The 14900-nt window shown below is 39.0% G+C and carries 16 protein-coding genes and 1 tRNA gene; 6 read left to right on the forward strand and 11 right to left on the reverse strand.

Annotated features, from left to right (window positions below):
• Positions 1–205: 205 nt before the first annotated feature.
• On the reverse strand, positions 206–1645 hold the full coding sequence (locus G0029_RS11520; RefSeq protein ID WP_180107571.1) for a VWA domain-containing protein: 1440 nt from the start codon (positions 1643–1645) through the stop codon (positions 206–208).
• Entirely contained in the window at positions 1633–3135 is a 1503-nt protein-coding gene (locus tag G0029_RS11525; RefSeq protein WP_180107627.1) for an AAA family ATPase, read from the reverse strand. Before G0029_RS11525 ends, G0029_RS11520 begins: the two co-directional genes overlap by 13 nt.
• Positions 3136–3300: 165 nt before the next feature.
• Here G0029_RS11525 and G0029_RS11530 point away from each other — a divergent pair, with 165 nt between their 5' ends.
• Both G0029_RS11530 and G0029_RS11535 read left to right on the forward strand, forming a co-directional pair.
• A complete protein-coding gene (locus G0029_RS11530; RefSeq protein ID WP_180063458.1) occupies positions 3301–3813 on the forward strand; it encodes a hypothetical protein in 513 nt (170 codons plus the stop codon).
• A 374-nt stretch (positions 3814–4187) separates the two neighbouring features.
• The gene (locus tag G0029_RS11535; protein WP_180024107.1) at positions 4188–5813 is read left to right on the forward strand and encodes an NAD+ synthase; all 1626 of its coding nucleotides are present in this window, start codon (positions 4188–4190) and stop codon (positions 5811–5813) included.
• Between the two features lie 267 nt (positions 5814–6080).
• Here G0029_RS11535 and G0029_RS11540 read toward each other — a convergent pair.
• A tRNA-Met gene (locus G0029_RS11540) sits at positions 6081–6157 on the reverse strand.
• A gap of 167 nt (positions 6158–6324) precedes the next feature.
• On the opposite strand from G0029_RS11540, the gene G0029_RS11545 reads away from it, so the two are divergent.
• Positions 6325–6741 carry a hypothetical protein gene (locus G0029_RS11545; RefSeq protein ID WP_180107570.1) on the forward strand — a complete coding sequence of 139 codons (417 nt, stop codon included), beginning with the start codon at positions 6325–6327 and terminating at the stop codon, positions 6739–6741.
• Between the two features lie 294 nt (positions 6742–7035).
• A complete protein-coding gene (locus G0029_RS11550) occupies positions 7036–7476 on the forward strand; it encodes a universal stress protein (RefSeq protein WP_078189919.1) in 441 nt (146 codons plus the stop codon).
• 105 nt (positions 7477–7581) lie between these two features.
• On the opposite strand, the gene G0029_RS11555 is transcribed toward G0029_RS11550, so the two are convergent.
• From G0029_RS11555 to G0029_RS11580, 6 genes are all read right to left on the reverse strand, one after another.
• Complete coding sequence (locus G0029_RS11555) at positions 7582–7899, reverse strand: MGMT family protein (RefSeq protein ID WP_078193003.1); 318 nt, start codon at positions 7897–7899, stop codon at positions 7582–7584.
• A gap of 71 nt (positions 7900–7970) precedes the next feature.
• Positions 7971–8330, reverse strand: coding sequence for a type I secretion C-terminal target domain-containing protein (locus G0029_RS11560; protein ID WP_227591821.1), 360 nt, complete (start codon positions 8328–8330; stop codon positions 7971–7973).
• 30 nt (positions 8331–8360) lie between these two features.
• Entirely contained in the window at positions 8361–8582 is a 222-nt protein-coding gene (locus G0029_RS11565) for an Ig-like domain-containing protein (RefSeq protein WP_180107569.1), read from the reverse strand.
• A 27-nt stretch (positions 8583–8609) separates the two neighbouring features.
• Positions 8610–8759, reverse strand: a complete 150-nt coding sequence (locus tag G0029_RS11570; protein ID WP_180107568.1) for a hypothetical protein — start codon at positions 8757–8759, stop codon at positions 8610–8612.
• Positions 8760–8781: 22 nt separating this feature from the next.
• Positions 8782–8940: a BapA/Bap/LapF family prefix-like domain-containing protein gene (locus G0029_RS18575; RefSeq protein ID WP_180107567.1), complete on the reverse strand. Its 159-nt coding sequence runs from the start codon at positions 8938–8940 to the stop codon at positions 8782–8784.
• 420 nt (positions 8941–9360) lie between these two features.
• Positions 9361–10860, reverse strand: coding sequence for a cation:proton antiporter (locus G0029_RS11580; RefSeq protein ID WP_111884425.1), 1500 nt, complete (start codon positions 10858–10860; stop codon positions 9361–9363).
• A 219-nt stretch (positions 10861–11079) separates the two neighbouring features.
• Between G0029_RS11580 and G0029_RS11585 the strand changes: the two genes are divergently transcribed.
• Positions 11080–11637, forward strand: a complete 558-nt coding sequence (locus G0029_RS11585; protein WP_180107566.1) for a hypothetical protein — start codon at positions 11080–11082, stop codon at positions 11635–11637.
• A 57-nt stretch (positions 11638–11694) separates the two neighbouring features.
• On the opposite strand, the gene G0029_RS11590 is transcribed toward G0029_RS11585, so the two are convergent.
• Together G0029_RS11590 and G0029_RS11595 are read right to left on the reverse strand one after the other, a co-directional pair.
• Positions 11695–12600: a neutral zinc metallopeptidase gene (locus tag G0029_RS11590; RefSeq protein ID WP_078193008.1), complete on the reverse strand. Its 906-nt coding sequence runs from the start codon at positions 12598–12600 to the stop codon at positions 11695–11697.
• Between the two features lie 46 nt (positions 12601–12646).
• Positions 12647–13573, reverse strand: coding sequence for a DUF808 domain-containing protein (locus tag G0029_RS11595; protein ID WP_180007458.1), 927 nt, complete (start codon positions 13571–13573; stop codon positions 12647–12649).
• A gap of 202 nt (positions 13574–13775) precedes the next feature.
• On the opposite strand from G0029_RS11595, the gene trpS reads away from it, so the two are divergent.
• Complete coding sequence (gene trpS / locus G0029_RS11600) at positions 13776–14789, forward strand: tryptophan--tRNA ligase (RefSeq protein ID WP_180035350.1); 1014 nt, start codon at positions 13776–13778, stop codon at positions 14787–14789.
• Positions 14790–14900: the final 111 nt, after the last annotated feature.

The raw sequence follows: 14900 nt of genomic DNA on the forward strand, positions 1-14900 counted from the left end.
CATTGACTTCATGTCGATTAAAGTAAAAACACATAGATTGAGATCAAATTAAGTGAGATAGATCACTAGGCCATTAGCAAAACCGACCTCTAGATTTGCAAAAATGCTCAAATATTTCCTTTGTCAGACAATCTTTAAAACATCAATGCTGCATGGCTCAAAAGCTTGTCATTAAAGGTCATGGCGTATTTTGAGTGAGTGATGATTATTGGATTTTTTGCACTTCACCGGTCGCAGATTGATAGACCCATTGATGATCAAACAGGCTGTCATCTAAATGATCCAGTTTAAAATTACCGATAGCCACAGCATAGAATCCATTGCCCTGCTGCTTAAAATGTGTGATCTCTTGCATGAGTTCTTCAGTCAGTTGACCCATTATAAAGTCGGAAATCACCACCACATCGGCATGTACAAAATTCGGTTGTTTCAGCATGTCCACGGCATGATTCATCGCAGGGATAATATCGGTTCCCCCATGAAATGACTGCCCTAAAAAGTGAATGACATCATCCAAAGCGCTGTTACGCTGTAAATTCAGCGCGGTTAAATTGGTCGAGAAATTCACCAAATACATCGCTCGCTTTTCTTTTAACGCTCGAATAGATAAATACAAACAAATCGCTTTGGAAATCAGTTCAGGTTGCCCATTCATTGAGCCACTGGTATCTAAGCAGACAATCATCGGGCCTTTTTGTCCGACTCGATGCTGCGTATGGCGTTGGTCTTCGATCACCCGTCCCTGTTGCTGACCTTGTCGATTAAAACTCATCAGGTTAGATTCTAAATATTTTAAATCAAATAAAACCTGTAAGTCAGGATCGGCTAACAGCGCCAACTCGCTAGGTAAAGCCATACTGATTTCTTGTGCCAATTTAATTCCAGTAATTTCCTCTTGCGCCATCGGGGTGTGAATAAGCTGCTGTGGTTCTTGTTCTAACTGAGCAGAAATCCGCTTACGTGGCATATTCGGCTGTGCGCTTCCGATCATTTGACATAGACGTTTAAGCGCCCGATCTTGCTCGAGATAATTCGCCCATTGCTCAAAGTTCTGTACATCGTGCTCTGTTAATTGCCCTTTGGAATAGTCCAGAAAAATCCCTGTTTCAAACCCGACACTGTCATGGTGCTTGACCATTTTCGACAATGTCGCGAGAAAATCTTTGATTTCATCTAAAAAGGCATCTCGTTGTAGACGGAGTTGCTCAAACTCCCAATGTGCAATAGCTTCGGTCAATTTGCGCTGCCATTTGCCTTTGAATAGCTCAATGTGTAATTGACGCTGCTGCTCGGTCAGCAACGACTGTTGGCTCTGTTGCCACATTTCAGTGAATTCTGGAATCCCCAAGGTTTGCATGAAGGCGGCATATTCAGTGTGGAATTGAACAAAATCACCCTGCTCCCAATGCTTTAACGCAAGCCAATATTCCAATTGCTGCTGGGCCGTTGCATAAGGATGCTGCTGATCTAAACTCGACTTTGCCTGAAAGGCCCATTCCTGAATTTTTTGATCGAGCTTTTTTGCAACTTTATGATCTTTCAACCAATGTTTTAAACTGGATTGTTTTAATTCATCATAAAGCTGCGAACTTAATTCATCGAGCGCCGATTGGGTTTGTTGTCGTGTCGGTTTTAATTGCGACATAACTGTTCCAAACGCTCACAATCTTGCAATTGCAACTGATATCGTGCCAATTGCTGCTCAATAGATTGAATCAAATATTGAATATCCTGTTCAGTGACAAAGACCGATTTAAACTGATGTTCTTGACTGTTAAAGCGTTCCGTTAACAGTTCCAATTCTGTTTGAAAATATGATTTGAGCCGTTGAACTTCGTGTAACAGCTCATATTGGCTTTGTGCTGAAAGTGCGCTGCGTGGACTGCCTTTGGTATGTTTTATATACGGCGTCACCACTTCTTCTAAGCCGTAATAACCACCTTTTAACGTACATACTCTTGAACCATTAAAATTACATACGATGCCACGCACTTCTTCACCAGTATCATCTAAGGCAAAGAAGTCCTTTTTCGTATCCATTTTATCCAGTTCGAGATACAACACTTTATCTTTATAGTGTCGATCTAGATTGGTCACTGCACGTAAGTAGTCAGTGCCATGAATTAAATAACTCTCATAGACATCATCGGTATAATAAAAATGATTGAGCACCTGCTGTTCAAGTGCATCCTTCTCTGCCACATGCTGTTCGAACTGCAACCCATAATTTAAGCCATTTTCAGCCAATACTTCATCTATCTGCTGTGAAACAAAAGCAATGTCTTCAGGCTGATTCCATAAACAATGTTTTAAAATTAATAAATCACTCAAAATCACCGATGAACGATCATTTAAAAATGCACAAGCTTTGACTAAATAAGCCACACGTTGCCAACGACGGTCAGAGACATAGACCACGTGATCTTCAAAGTTATGATTGAGTCGATTTTTAAGTTGATCAAACAGATTTAAAATCGATTCGGATAATTCCACCTGATAAATCTGTTCCCGCCAATCTTGCAACTCTGCTTTTTTTATTTTTAAGGTCGCATCGACTTCAACACTGACTTGACTCGGCTTGGCCTGTAATAGTGCATGAAAGTTTTCTGCAACAGCAATCGGCGGCACTTCTAAGCGCAAAATAAAACGATCATACAAGGCATCTAGACCTTGATTTGGTTCGGGAATTTCATTCGATGCACTGACCAAAACATTCAATGGAACTTTTTGGACAATGTCACCATTTTTAAAACCCCGCTCATTCACCAAGGTCAGTAAAGTATTTAAAATCGCAGGGCTGGCTTTCCAAATTTCATCTAAAAAAGCAAAATCTGCCCGTGGTAAATAATGTTCTGTTTTACGAATATATTGATCTTCTTTTAAGGCTTTAATTGATACTGGGCCAAAAATTTCTTCCGGCGTACTGAAACGATTCATCAAATATTCAAAGTAGTCATGGACTTCAAAAGCTGAGGCAATTCGACGTGAAATCAAACTTTTTGCTGTGCCAGGCAAACCATATAAAAAGGTATTCATGCCCGCAACACCAGCCAACAAACTCAAAGCAATAATCTGCTCACGTTCATACATATTTTTGCTGATTTCAGAAATTAAAGTATTGATCCGTGCTTGCATCTGACTATCTGTTTGACCGAAAGCTAAATTGTAACGCCCTAACCGATTTTTCGCTGTAGCAGATGCAAAAATATCGCTCTTTAAATACAGCGCAACAGCGTGATATTGTATTTTCAGGTTATAGTAAAACTGCACATCCCTTTAGAGCTTTAGACACCTTTCATCATGTTGCCTTTCTTTCACACGCTCATCCGACTATTAAAACTTGAAGGTTTTAAATATCGATCTCTCACGGCAGGTGAAATATCCATGTGTCGGAGTGTGTTTGGGGATTTGATTCAATATGAGCAAGTGAAAGTGATGAATCACCCTTTTTTGCCTTGGCAATCGGCGCATGTGGTCATGGCGCCTCAGGGGTATATCCATGCACGAAATTTACTGTTTAAAGCGGACTATGCCAAAGCGTCTTTAGGATATCGTGCCCTGTTTATTCATGAGATGGCCCATGTTTATCAATACCAGCAGCAAATCAATGTTTTGGGTCGAGGCGCTGTGTTACAGATGGCGTATTTCTTCAGTTTTAAAAAATATAATCCTTACCGCTATACCCTCAAACCACACAAGGCATTTTTTGACTACAACATTGAGCAACAAGGTGACATTGCTCGTGACATCTATTTAAAGCGAATTAAAAATATTATTTTATATCCAGAACTTGTTCATCAAATTGAGCTGTAAAGCGTCAATGCTCTTTGACGAATATTTATAGATAAATTGAATATCGCCAGATCATTCTATTTCACGCTATTGCTCGACCATTGACGCTATTTTAAGTACAAAAAAACAGCATTAATATTTACTTTATGGCACATAAGCTCAGCTAGGCTTTTAAAAGCTATGAATACCTCTAGTATCTCGCTTAAATTCAGATAAAATAGGTTTACCTTATTTTTTTGCTTTGCATCAAAACAAGTGAATTATCATACGATGATGGTGTTTTGTTTTCGCCTTTCGGCAGTATTTTTCGTATCTAAATACACTCGCTGAATAATCACAATAATACAAATCAGTGTGTTAAGTGTATTCACCTATAGGAATAGGATTTAGTTGGAATGAATAGTTTTAAAATTGCACTTGCTCAGTTCTCTCCGCATATTGGTAATCTAGAATCAAACGCAGCAAAAATGCTTCAACAAGCCAATGCTGCAAAAGAACAGAACGCAGATATTATTGTTTTTCCTGAACTTTCTACAGTTGGTTATCCTGCTGAAGATTTATTATTACGTCCAAGTTTAAATAAACGTACACAGCAAGCTTTTGAACAATTGGCGAACGTTAAGGACATCGTTTTAGTCTTTGGTTTTGTGAATCAAACTGAAGATGGTCAGCGCTATAACTCTGCTGCTGTCATGAAAAATGGTCAAGTTCTCGGGATTTACAATAAACAAAATCTTCCAAACTATAGCGTTTTTGATGAAAAACGTTATTTCAGTGAGGGTCATCAACACCTTGTCTTTGAATATTTAGGTCATAAGTTTGGTGTGTTGATTTGCGAAGATGTTTGGGCTTTACCAACTGTTCAACAGCTTGCTCAGTTAAATGTTGAAACCGCTTTGGTGTTGAATGCTTCACCTTATGAAGTTGGTAAACCACAGCATCGCATTGAAACCATGGGTGCATTGACCAAACAATTGAACATCAATCTGGTTTACTGCAACCAAGTGGGCGGTCAAGATGACCTTGTCTTTGATGGCACAAGCTTTGTGATGAACAATTCAGGTGAAGTTGCGTTGCAAGCACCAAGTTTTGTTGAAGATCTATATATCGCAGAATACGATGCTGAACAAAAAGCCTTTAAAACAGGTGCAATCACGCCTGTATTAAATACCATGGCTGAAATCTACCAAAGCCTTGTGATCGCAACACGTGACTACGTACAACGTTCAGGCTTCCCTGGCGTGATTTTAGGTCTATCTGGTGGTATTGACTCAGCATTAACTTTAGCGATTGCTGCCGATGCGATTGGCGCCGATAAAGTTCAAGCGGTCATGATGCCATATACCTATACCGCGCAAATCAGCGTTGAAGATGCTGCTGAACAAGCCAAGAATATGGGCGTAACTTTTGGTATTGCCGAAATCAATCCAATTGTGAATGGCTTTATGCAAACCTTATTCCCTTTCTTTGGCGCTGCACCGACTGATGCGACTGAAGAAAACCTACAAGCGCGTTCTCGTGGTACGTTGCTAATGGCCTTATCGAACAAGTTCGGCAATTTAGTCCTTTCTACAGGGAACAAGTCTGAATTATCTGTTGGCTACTGTACATTGTACGGTGACATGGTCGGTGGCTTTGCAGTTCTTAAAGACGTATATAAAACGATTGTATTTGAACTAGCAAAATACCGTAACAGCATTTCAGAAACACCAGTGATCCCTGAACGTGTAATTACTCGTCCACCTTCTGCGGAACTTCGTCCAGATCAGAAAGACCAAGACTCATTACCTGAATATGAAGTATTGGATGCCATCTTGTATGCGTATATCGAAGAAGACATGAGCCAAGATGACATCATTGCCAAAGGTTTTGATGCTGAAGTGGTGAAAAAAGTCATCCGTTTGGTTGATCTAAACGAATACAAACGTCGCCAAGGCGCGATTGGTCCACGTATCAGCTCACGTGCATTTAGCCGTGAACGACGCTACCCAATCGTGAATGGTTGGAAACCGGGTATCTAATTACTCGATTCAAATTAAAAAAAGCCCAGTTATAGAACTGGGCTTTTTTATAGGCGCAAAATACGCAGCAGTAAGAATAAAAAATAATTGAGATGTGTATTTCAAAAGTTAGGACATCAATTCATAACATCAAAGATTTGAGTTCTCTTTTATTTCTACATTAACATCGTAAATAGATTATTTTATTAGTGCTGTAATTATTTCAATCTATTTGACTTTTTCTAGGCACAAAAAAAGAGACCAAGCTGAGAGCTTGGTCTATAAAAATGGTGGCTATGACGAGACTTGAACTTGTGACCCCCGCATTATGAGTGCGGTGCTCTAACCAACTGAGCTACATAGCCGTAAACTGTGGTGGCATTATCTAGATTTCATACATTATCGTCAAGCATTTTTGTTTGCAATTGTTCAGAGTTTAAACAAGCAAAGTTCAAGATGTTACTATTTAAGCAAATCATGCTATTTTTAGCCCTAATTACTATATTTTTTGATTAAAAATTAGAGTTTTATCATGCAATTCAATTCGATAAAAAAAATCTGTCTGACCCTCAGCCTTGCCGTTATGACACTGACGGGCTGCCAAATCGTCTCCCCAATTTTTGTTGACTATAATGGTGTGCGACGTGATGTGGCGACTTGGATTAATAAACAGCCTTTATTGAGCATGCAACAAAAGCGCAGCATGGCTCAACTTAGCCGAGCACAGCAGCCTATCATTCGTCTCGACTTCAATGATCAGGAGAAATTAGTCAGTGTTGCGCGCGCTAATGAAGCTGCGATGTATTGTGCCAATCAGCATTTATCAGCGCGACAAATTCAACGCCTGCAAAAACAGATTTTCCCTGAAGATGCGTTGCATAAATTAAGCTTGCTTGAGCAACAAGCGTTGCATATTACCCTGACAGAGCAAGAGAAACGGTGTGATTGAAACCATGTCCACTGATGGATGAATTCATCTAGGCTCAATTTTTTCAGCACCAAATTGTCTTACAATCTAGACATAGCTGCTTACATTATTGAGCATTTTTGCTATCGCTAAGCGAGGTGAAAACAAGTCTATATTTTTGCAATATTTTTATTGCTAATTTCGCAATATCCCTATGAATTTACTTGGTTTTATTCCTAAATAAAAAAGCGTATGATGAAACTATGATCAATGTAAATAGCGCTTTTTTTCAGGTTTTTCCATCCAAATTCAATTGATCAGATAAGGAGAAATAAGATGGCTTTAAATAATATTTTAGTTCCAGTGGACGGTTCAGAAACTTCTTATGCTGCGGTGGCTAAAGCTGTCGAGTTTGCAAAAACTTTTGGCAGTAAAATTACTGTGGTTCAAGTACTGACGCTCGATCCATATATTGCTGCAGAGTATATTTCAGCAGCGCAAACCAATGATTTAATTGAACGTGCTCGTGCATCGATTTTAAATACACTTGAAGAAGCAAAAGCGAAATTTTCAACTGAAGGTGTCACTGTTGAAACTCGCTTACTTGAAGGTCAAGTGGTGCATACTGAACTGGTTAAAGCTGCAGAAGAAACACATGCGGACTTGATTATCATTGGTTCACATGGCCGTACAGGGATCAAAAAATTCTTCTTGGGCAGCGTAGCTCAAAGTGTACTGGGTGCTTCAGACATTCCTGTTTTGGTTGTGCGCAAATAAGCCATTAGATTTATAGCGTGAAATAAAAAGCCTTCTGATCCTAGAGGGCTTTTTTATTGACTGCGTCATCAATATAAAAAACGCTAAGTTTAAGGCAAGGATTTTTTAGGGTAACCATTGATATTGTTTCAATGAGATGCGTCCATTCACCACAAAGACATTTTCAGCTGCCAATTTCAATTGCTGGATATTTTCACCTTTTTCATTGCAACGCTGCGTGCTGATTTTTCCTTGCGCATTGACCACCCGATGCCATGGGATCGTTGATGTTGCATCTAGATGCTTGAGTACATAGCCAACCAGTCGTGCATGCTTCGGTAAACCCGCTAATTTGGCAATTTGTCCGTAAGTGGCAATCTTCGCCTGCGGTATCAATTGAATGACCGACAAAATTTGCGTTGCCAATTCATCACTCTGCTTCATCTGATCTCCTTTGAGCCGCATAAAAAAGAGAACCCGAAGGTTCTCTTTGATTAATACTTAATTTTGACAGATTAGTACAGTAATTGGTTGTGATCGATTAGATCTTGTAAAGTCACATCGGTATTTTTCAAAGTGAGTAATTCAACTTTATCACCAAATTTAGATCCTGTTCCATCACGATCAATGCTGATCACAGTGTTGCCCTTGCCATCAGATTTAACCGAAACAAACTGATCAATATTCGACTGATTGACATTTTGACCTTGTAACAAGGCTTTGATATTCACTTTATCGCCTACAGACGAATTAAAGTCATTCCAAGTATCATGTCCATTACCGCCCGTTGCATCGGCTTGATCCAATACTTTATAAATAACCGTATCAATGCCCGCTTTGGTGTTGAATTGATCATTGCCTACTTTATCTGTCACAGTGGCTTCAATGGTTTCACCATTGGTTAATTAATTTTTAAATTCAACATCAAAATTCCCTGATAAATCCACTGTGCCTGCGCCAATGACTTTGCCATCTTGATCTTTTACTTCTACCGTTGTACTCGGCTCACCTTCACCTGTGACGTGCTCACCATCATCGGTGATCACCACATCTTTAGGCGCGTCAGGTTTAGTCGTATTCTTAGAACCACCAGAATAATCAGATTCACCAACAATAGCTGCACCCAATAAACCAGCACCATCTGCTCCCGCAATTCAGGGTAAAATTACATCCGTCAATGAATCGTTATAAAGCAACAGTTTAATTTCTTCTAAAAGTTGATACTGAATAACATCCGCAATATCACCATTGGCTGTTGTAAATTTTGCCCAATACCATGTACCGTCTTCACCCTCAAATACCAAACTATTGTCTGGTGTCGCCTCACTAAAATAGTTTTGTACAGTAATTACTTCCCCATTTTTTTAAGGTGATTATTACGTCAGCACCATTCTTTGTAATTGAAGTAACATCCTCTTTCCGGATTTTGAGTACGATGACAGAATTTTTGATAAGCCCAACTTGATTGGATTCAACTTGATACAAAACTTTATGACTTTCTTTAGAAATGACAGAAATTTACGACATAGGTAAAACCTCATTTATTTACATTAGGGCCGTTTTTATGTTTTTTTGGTTTTGTAATGAGTTATTGGTGATTAATAATTTCTTTAATTACAAATCATTAAAACCAATTTTTTTAATTGTGTGCGTTATATCATGCTTTGTGGATTTTTTTTGCATAATTGTTTGAATATTTTAATATTTTTATCAATACATTTAGATTTTAGATCCATCTTTATGCAAGTAATAACAAACACTTATTTATGTGATGTAAGTCACAATAACGCCAATGAATGACCAGTCATAATTTCCCCCCATTTTGATGTACCATGATGAAACATAACTATAAATAAAAAAAGGAAATGCTCAAGCATTTCCTTTTTTAAGTCAAACAAAACAGTTTTAGAAGTTTTCAGGGTTCTCCAAACGACGAACTTCTTGCACTTTTTCTGGGTTATGTACAGCAGCAACACCATCATCCGCTTTGGTATCTATTAACGCTTCTGGGTTATAAACCGTAATGGTTTCATTACCATGGATATCTTCACCCACAATATATTGGAAGCCCTTTTTATTCATTTTATGGCACATTCTTTGGTACCAACCTTTAAAGCCTTTGGTTTCTTCATTCGGATTGTAATAAAAAGCATTCATCACAGCAGGTAAACCTAGACCACACACGAGCCCCGACATTAATACCGCAATAAATGTATATCCAATCAAAATACTACTGTATTCACTGAGTTCAGGAATATTGGCAACAGCGAGGATCAAAGCCAATGAAATGCCTCCACGAACCCCACCCCAGGATAAAATCGCAAGACTACCGTTATAGCTTTTTTTACGGAAACTCGGGAAAAATGCGAAAGATAAATAGTTTGCTGCAAAGCGCGATGCATGCAAAATAATAAACGCCACCATGCCGCCTAAAATCAAGCTAAGACTTAAATCTAAGATAAATAACTCAAGACCGATCAGGGTAAATAAAAAGGAATTGATGATTCCTTCCACGGTATGCCAGAAATGATTCACTTCCCTGATTTCTCGCTCTTGAAGAATTTCTTTCCATTTATTCCCAACGATCAAACCACCAATAACACATGCGATTGGTGCAGATGCATGTGCGAATAAAGCGACTAGATAAGAACCACTTGCCAATAAAGCTGTGGTTAAAATCAAGGATTCCATTTCATGTTTACCGCGGAGTAAACGTAAAATCCCTAAGCCAAATGCCCAACCAATAATGACTGCGACAACAATTTCATATAACAGCGTTTCAAGCGTACCAATGACGGTAAAATGCTCACCTTGCAAGACATTGAGTAAGGTCATAAACACGGCAATACACATGGCATCATTAAAGAGCGATTCGCCTTCTAATTTCACCATCAAATGATGTGGGGCACGTACAGAACTTAATACACCTTTAACCCCAATTGGGTCAGTCGCACCTAAAGCAGCGCCTAATAATAACAACACCAATAAATCAACATGATGACCAATTAAGAACTGATAACCATATAAAGCAACACCAAAAAACACCGCACAAAGCACCAAGGCAATACTGGCCAAAATACTGATCGGCTTCCAATGCAAACGTAAATCGGAAACTTTAAATTTCAAGGCAGATGAGGTCAAAATAAAACAAATCACGCCATTAATTAAAAAGTCATAAAAGTCGATATGACGAACGGCCTCTTCAATGTTGTGCAAATTAATCGTCACAAATTGATTGCCATTGAGTAGGCTTGCGCCCCATTGCAAAATAAAGACAAAAATTGCAGAAACAATGGGAACACCTATGGCTTGTGGAAAGCCCAAGATACGTTTATTAAAAATCGTGGTTGCAATCGAAAGTGCAAAAATAACGGTAAAAACCTGTAGAAAAAAATAATTTCCCATTTTGTTCCCAATTTTGGTGCTGTGTCGCCTACAGAGTGAGATATAGGTATTTTGAAAATAAATACCAAATTATTTAGTATTTAAAAATAAAATATTCTAACGAATTTTATCTAAATTCCGTGTATCAATTCAGTTTTTTTCACATCTTTTATCAAGATCATTTAACATAGCAAGCCTGCATAGATTTTATGCATTTTCATCATCTACATGATTTCTCCTATGCATCAGACTATTAAAACTGTTTTTCGACTCTTTTTTGCTGCGGTGATCTTTATCATTACGGCGGCCCTGATCCTCACTTGCTATAGTAAGACACAGGAAATTTTACGTGCTGAGCACTATTTTAGTCAGGCAAAAACGATCTCACTGGATTCAACACCCAAAGAACAATTGGTTTTGGTCTCCAATAATGAATCACCCGATCGTGCGATATTTATCATGCTGGCGAATAATGGTTATCTTGCCAAAATGAATTGTGAAAACTATGCACAAGATATTTGTCTCGATGAATTTAATCAGCAACACACCCGACAAATTCAACACCTCGATTTACTGAAAATCGGACAATTTCAATATATCCAAAATGTGAGTTTCACCAATAGCCGCACTGGACAAAAAAAACAATTACGCTATAGCGATGCCCAATTAAAACAGTTCTATCAAAACGATATTTCAAGCCTTAAATATACTGTTTTTGGCGTGGCTTTATTTGCATTTGCCGCATTGTATGTCAGCTATCGTATTGTTCGAAACTTCAAATCATTTCTCAACAAATAAGCTTCAATCTATTTTTCAATGAAAAAAAGAGGATGTTTGCATCCCCTTTTTTTTGTTTTAAATGGCTTGATTAAAGGTATCGCAGCTATTGATATTGCCTGATTTCAACCCTGTCTGGAACCATTTCATACGTTGTTCGCTGGTGCCGTGCGTGAAACTGTCTGGGACCACTTGCCCTGTTGCACTTTTCTGTAAATAGTCATCACCAATCTTATGTGCAGCGTCCATCGCTTCTTCTACATCACCCTGCTCTAAAAATTGGGTACGCTGTTGATTATGATGCGCCCAAATACCCGCAAAACAGTCTGCTTGCAGTTCTTGCATAACCGAATAACGATTACCCTCAGCTTTAGATGCTTGCGCACGGGCCTGCTGGACTTGCTCAGAAATGCCTAAAATCGTTTGGATATGATGTCCAACTTCATGGGCAACCACATAGGCTTGCGCAAAATCACCCGCCTGATCTTGGCGACTCAATTCTGTTTGATTTTGTTCACCCGTGATGCCCATTTGCGTACGCATATCTTTAAAGAATGCAGTATCAATATAAACCTTCTGATCTGCTGGGCAATAAAACGGCCCCATTGCCGCTTGTGCTGTACCACAACCTGAATTGACCACACCATTAAACATAACCAATTTAGGCGCTTTATACTGAGCATTTAACTGTTCTTGAAAGACTTTATTCCACGTATCTTCCGTATCGGCCAAAACAGTGCCAACAAAATCCATCGCTTCTTGTTGTTCAGGTGTTGGATTATCCAAACCTTTGACTTCAGCCGTTTGACCCTGTGAAGTCACTTGTTTAGTCGCCTGATAAGCTTGCTGCGGATCTACACCAAAAAACTTCCACGCAACAAATGCTACAACCAAACCTAGAATACTGATACCACCCGCTTTTGCACCGCCACCACCGCGACGGTCTTCTACGTTTGAACTAACTCTTCGACCTTTCCAGCGCATAGTGATCTTCCTTATATAAAATAGTTGATATCCGTGCGTTTACAGATTAATCCTTTTGCGACTTTGGCCATACTTTTTGAACTAAAGACACGACGCACAGCACGATTAAACCTGCAATAAAACCTGTCACTAAATTGATTAAAGTCGGTGTTAATGCACCCACAATACTGCCAACTGTAGGAATATGTTCTGCATAATCCACAGAGCCTTCAATAAAATGGTGTAGCAGAGGCACACCATGGGTAATGATGCCACCACCCACTAAAAACATGGCAATCGTACCTACAATGGTTAATGTCTTCATCAACTTAGGTGCAAATGCTAACAAACCTTGTCCAACGGTCTTTTTAAATTGTGATGCTTGTTGCGTGAGATAAAGTCCTAAGTCATCAATTTTGACAATCATCGCGACAAAACCATAAACACCAACGGTCATTATAATTGCAATCACCGAAAGCACCATGACCTTAGTCCCAAATGCCGCAGTTGCAACCGTACCCAATGAAATCACCACAATTTCAGCAGATAAAATAAAATCGGTCCGGATGGCACCTTTGACTTTTTCTTTTTCAAAAGTCACCAAATCCGTTTCAATATGGGTCATCTCTTCACGAGCAACTTCTTCTGTTTTGGCTTTTTTATGATGCAAACTATGCAGGACTTTTTCCACACCCTCATAGCACAAAAACAAACCACCAATCATCAAAAGCGGTGTAATCAGCCAAGGTGCAACCACACTGATCAATAAAGCAGCCGGAACCAAAATTAATTTATTAACAAAAGATCCTTTGGCGACAGACCAAACGACAGGAAGTTCACGATCGGAACGGACACCACTGACTTGTTGTGCATTCAGTGCTAAATCATCTCCAAGGACACCCGCTGTTTTTTTGGCTGCCATCTTACTCATCACAGCAACGTCATCCAACACAGTTGCAATATCATCAAGTAAGATTAATAAGCTACTCGCCATTATTTTTATCCTTTAGGCATTTTTTAATATTCTAATTCTATTTAACGCTAAAATTGTATTTAGTTTTTTAATAATTAACAAAATATTCACCCATTTTTCAGTCAATTGTGCTGTGTCAGTAACAATCAAAAATAGAATGCCGTACAATGGGGACATTCTTTGAAAATCAGCCGTAGCTTTGACTACCACTTTGGAACAGATAATGAGTATTCAAGATAATCGTCCAGTGATTTTGACTGGCGACCGTCCGACTGGACAATTACATTTAGGTCATTTTGTAGGTTCTTTACGTTCACGTGTAGGTTTACAAGATTCGCATCATCAACATCTTCTTTTAGCTGATGCTCAAGCCTTAACTGATAATGCTGATAACTTCGAAAAAGTTCGTCGCAATATTATTGAAGTCGCAACCGATTATCTTGCTGTAGGAATTGACCCAACCAAAACCACGATTTGCGTTCAATCATGCTTACCAGCATTGAATGAATTGACCATGTTATATTTGAACTTTGTGACGGTTTCTCGCTTAGAGCGTAATCCAACCATCAAATCTGAGATTCAAATGCGTGGATTTGAGCGTGACATTCCTGCAGGTTTCTTATGCTATCCAGTGGCTCAAGCTGCCGATATTACAGCGTTTAAAGCATCTGTCGTTCCGGTGGGCGAAGACCAAATTCCAATGATTGAACAAACCAATGAAATTGTTCGTCGTTTAAACCGTCAAATTGGTCGTGACGTACTTCCTGAATGTAAAGCTTTACTCTCTAATGTAGGTCGCTTGCCAGGTTTTGATGGTAAAGCAAAAATGTCTAAATCTTTGGGCAATACTATTGTGCTTGACGCAACTGATAAAGATATCAAGAAAGCTGTTAATGCAATGTATACCGATCCAAATCATTTACGTATTGAAGATCCAGGTCAAGTTGAAGGTAACGTCGTATTTACTTACCTCGATGCATTTGACCCTGATAAAGAAGCTGTTGCAGAGCTGAAAGAACACTATCGCCGCGGTGGCTTAGGCGACGGTACTGTGAAAAAGCGTCTTGAAGGCGTGCTAAAAGAGCTGATTGGCCCGATCCGTGAACGCCGTTTAGAATTGCAAAAAGACCCTGACTACATCATGGATATTTTAAAAACCGGTACTGATAAATGCCGTGATATTACCCAACAAACGTTAGACGAAATTAAATCTGGACTGGGTGTATTCCACTTCTAAATTTAAAAAAATTCCATAAAATTAAGCCTTTCCAATGTGAAAGGCTTTTTTACAGGCACTTTTGGTGAAGGTATTCACAAAATCTCCTTAGTTTTAACGTTAGGTAACATC

It is taken from the genome of Acinetobacter sp. YH12138 (assembly GCF_015218525.1).
In the GTDB taxonomy this organism is placed as follows: Bacteria; Pseudomonadota; Gammaproteobacteria; order Pseudomonadales; family Moraxellaceae; genus Acinetobacter; species Acinetobacter amyesii.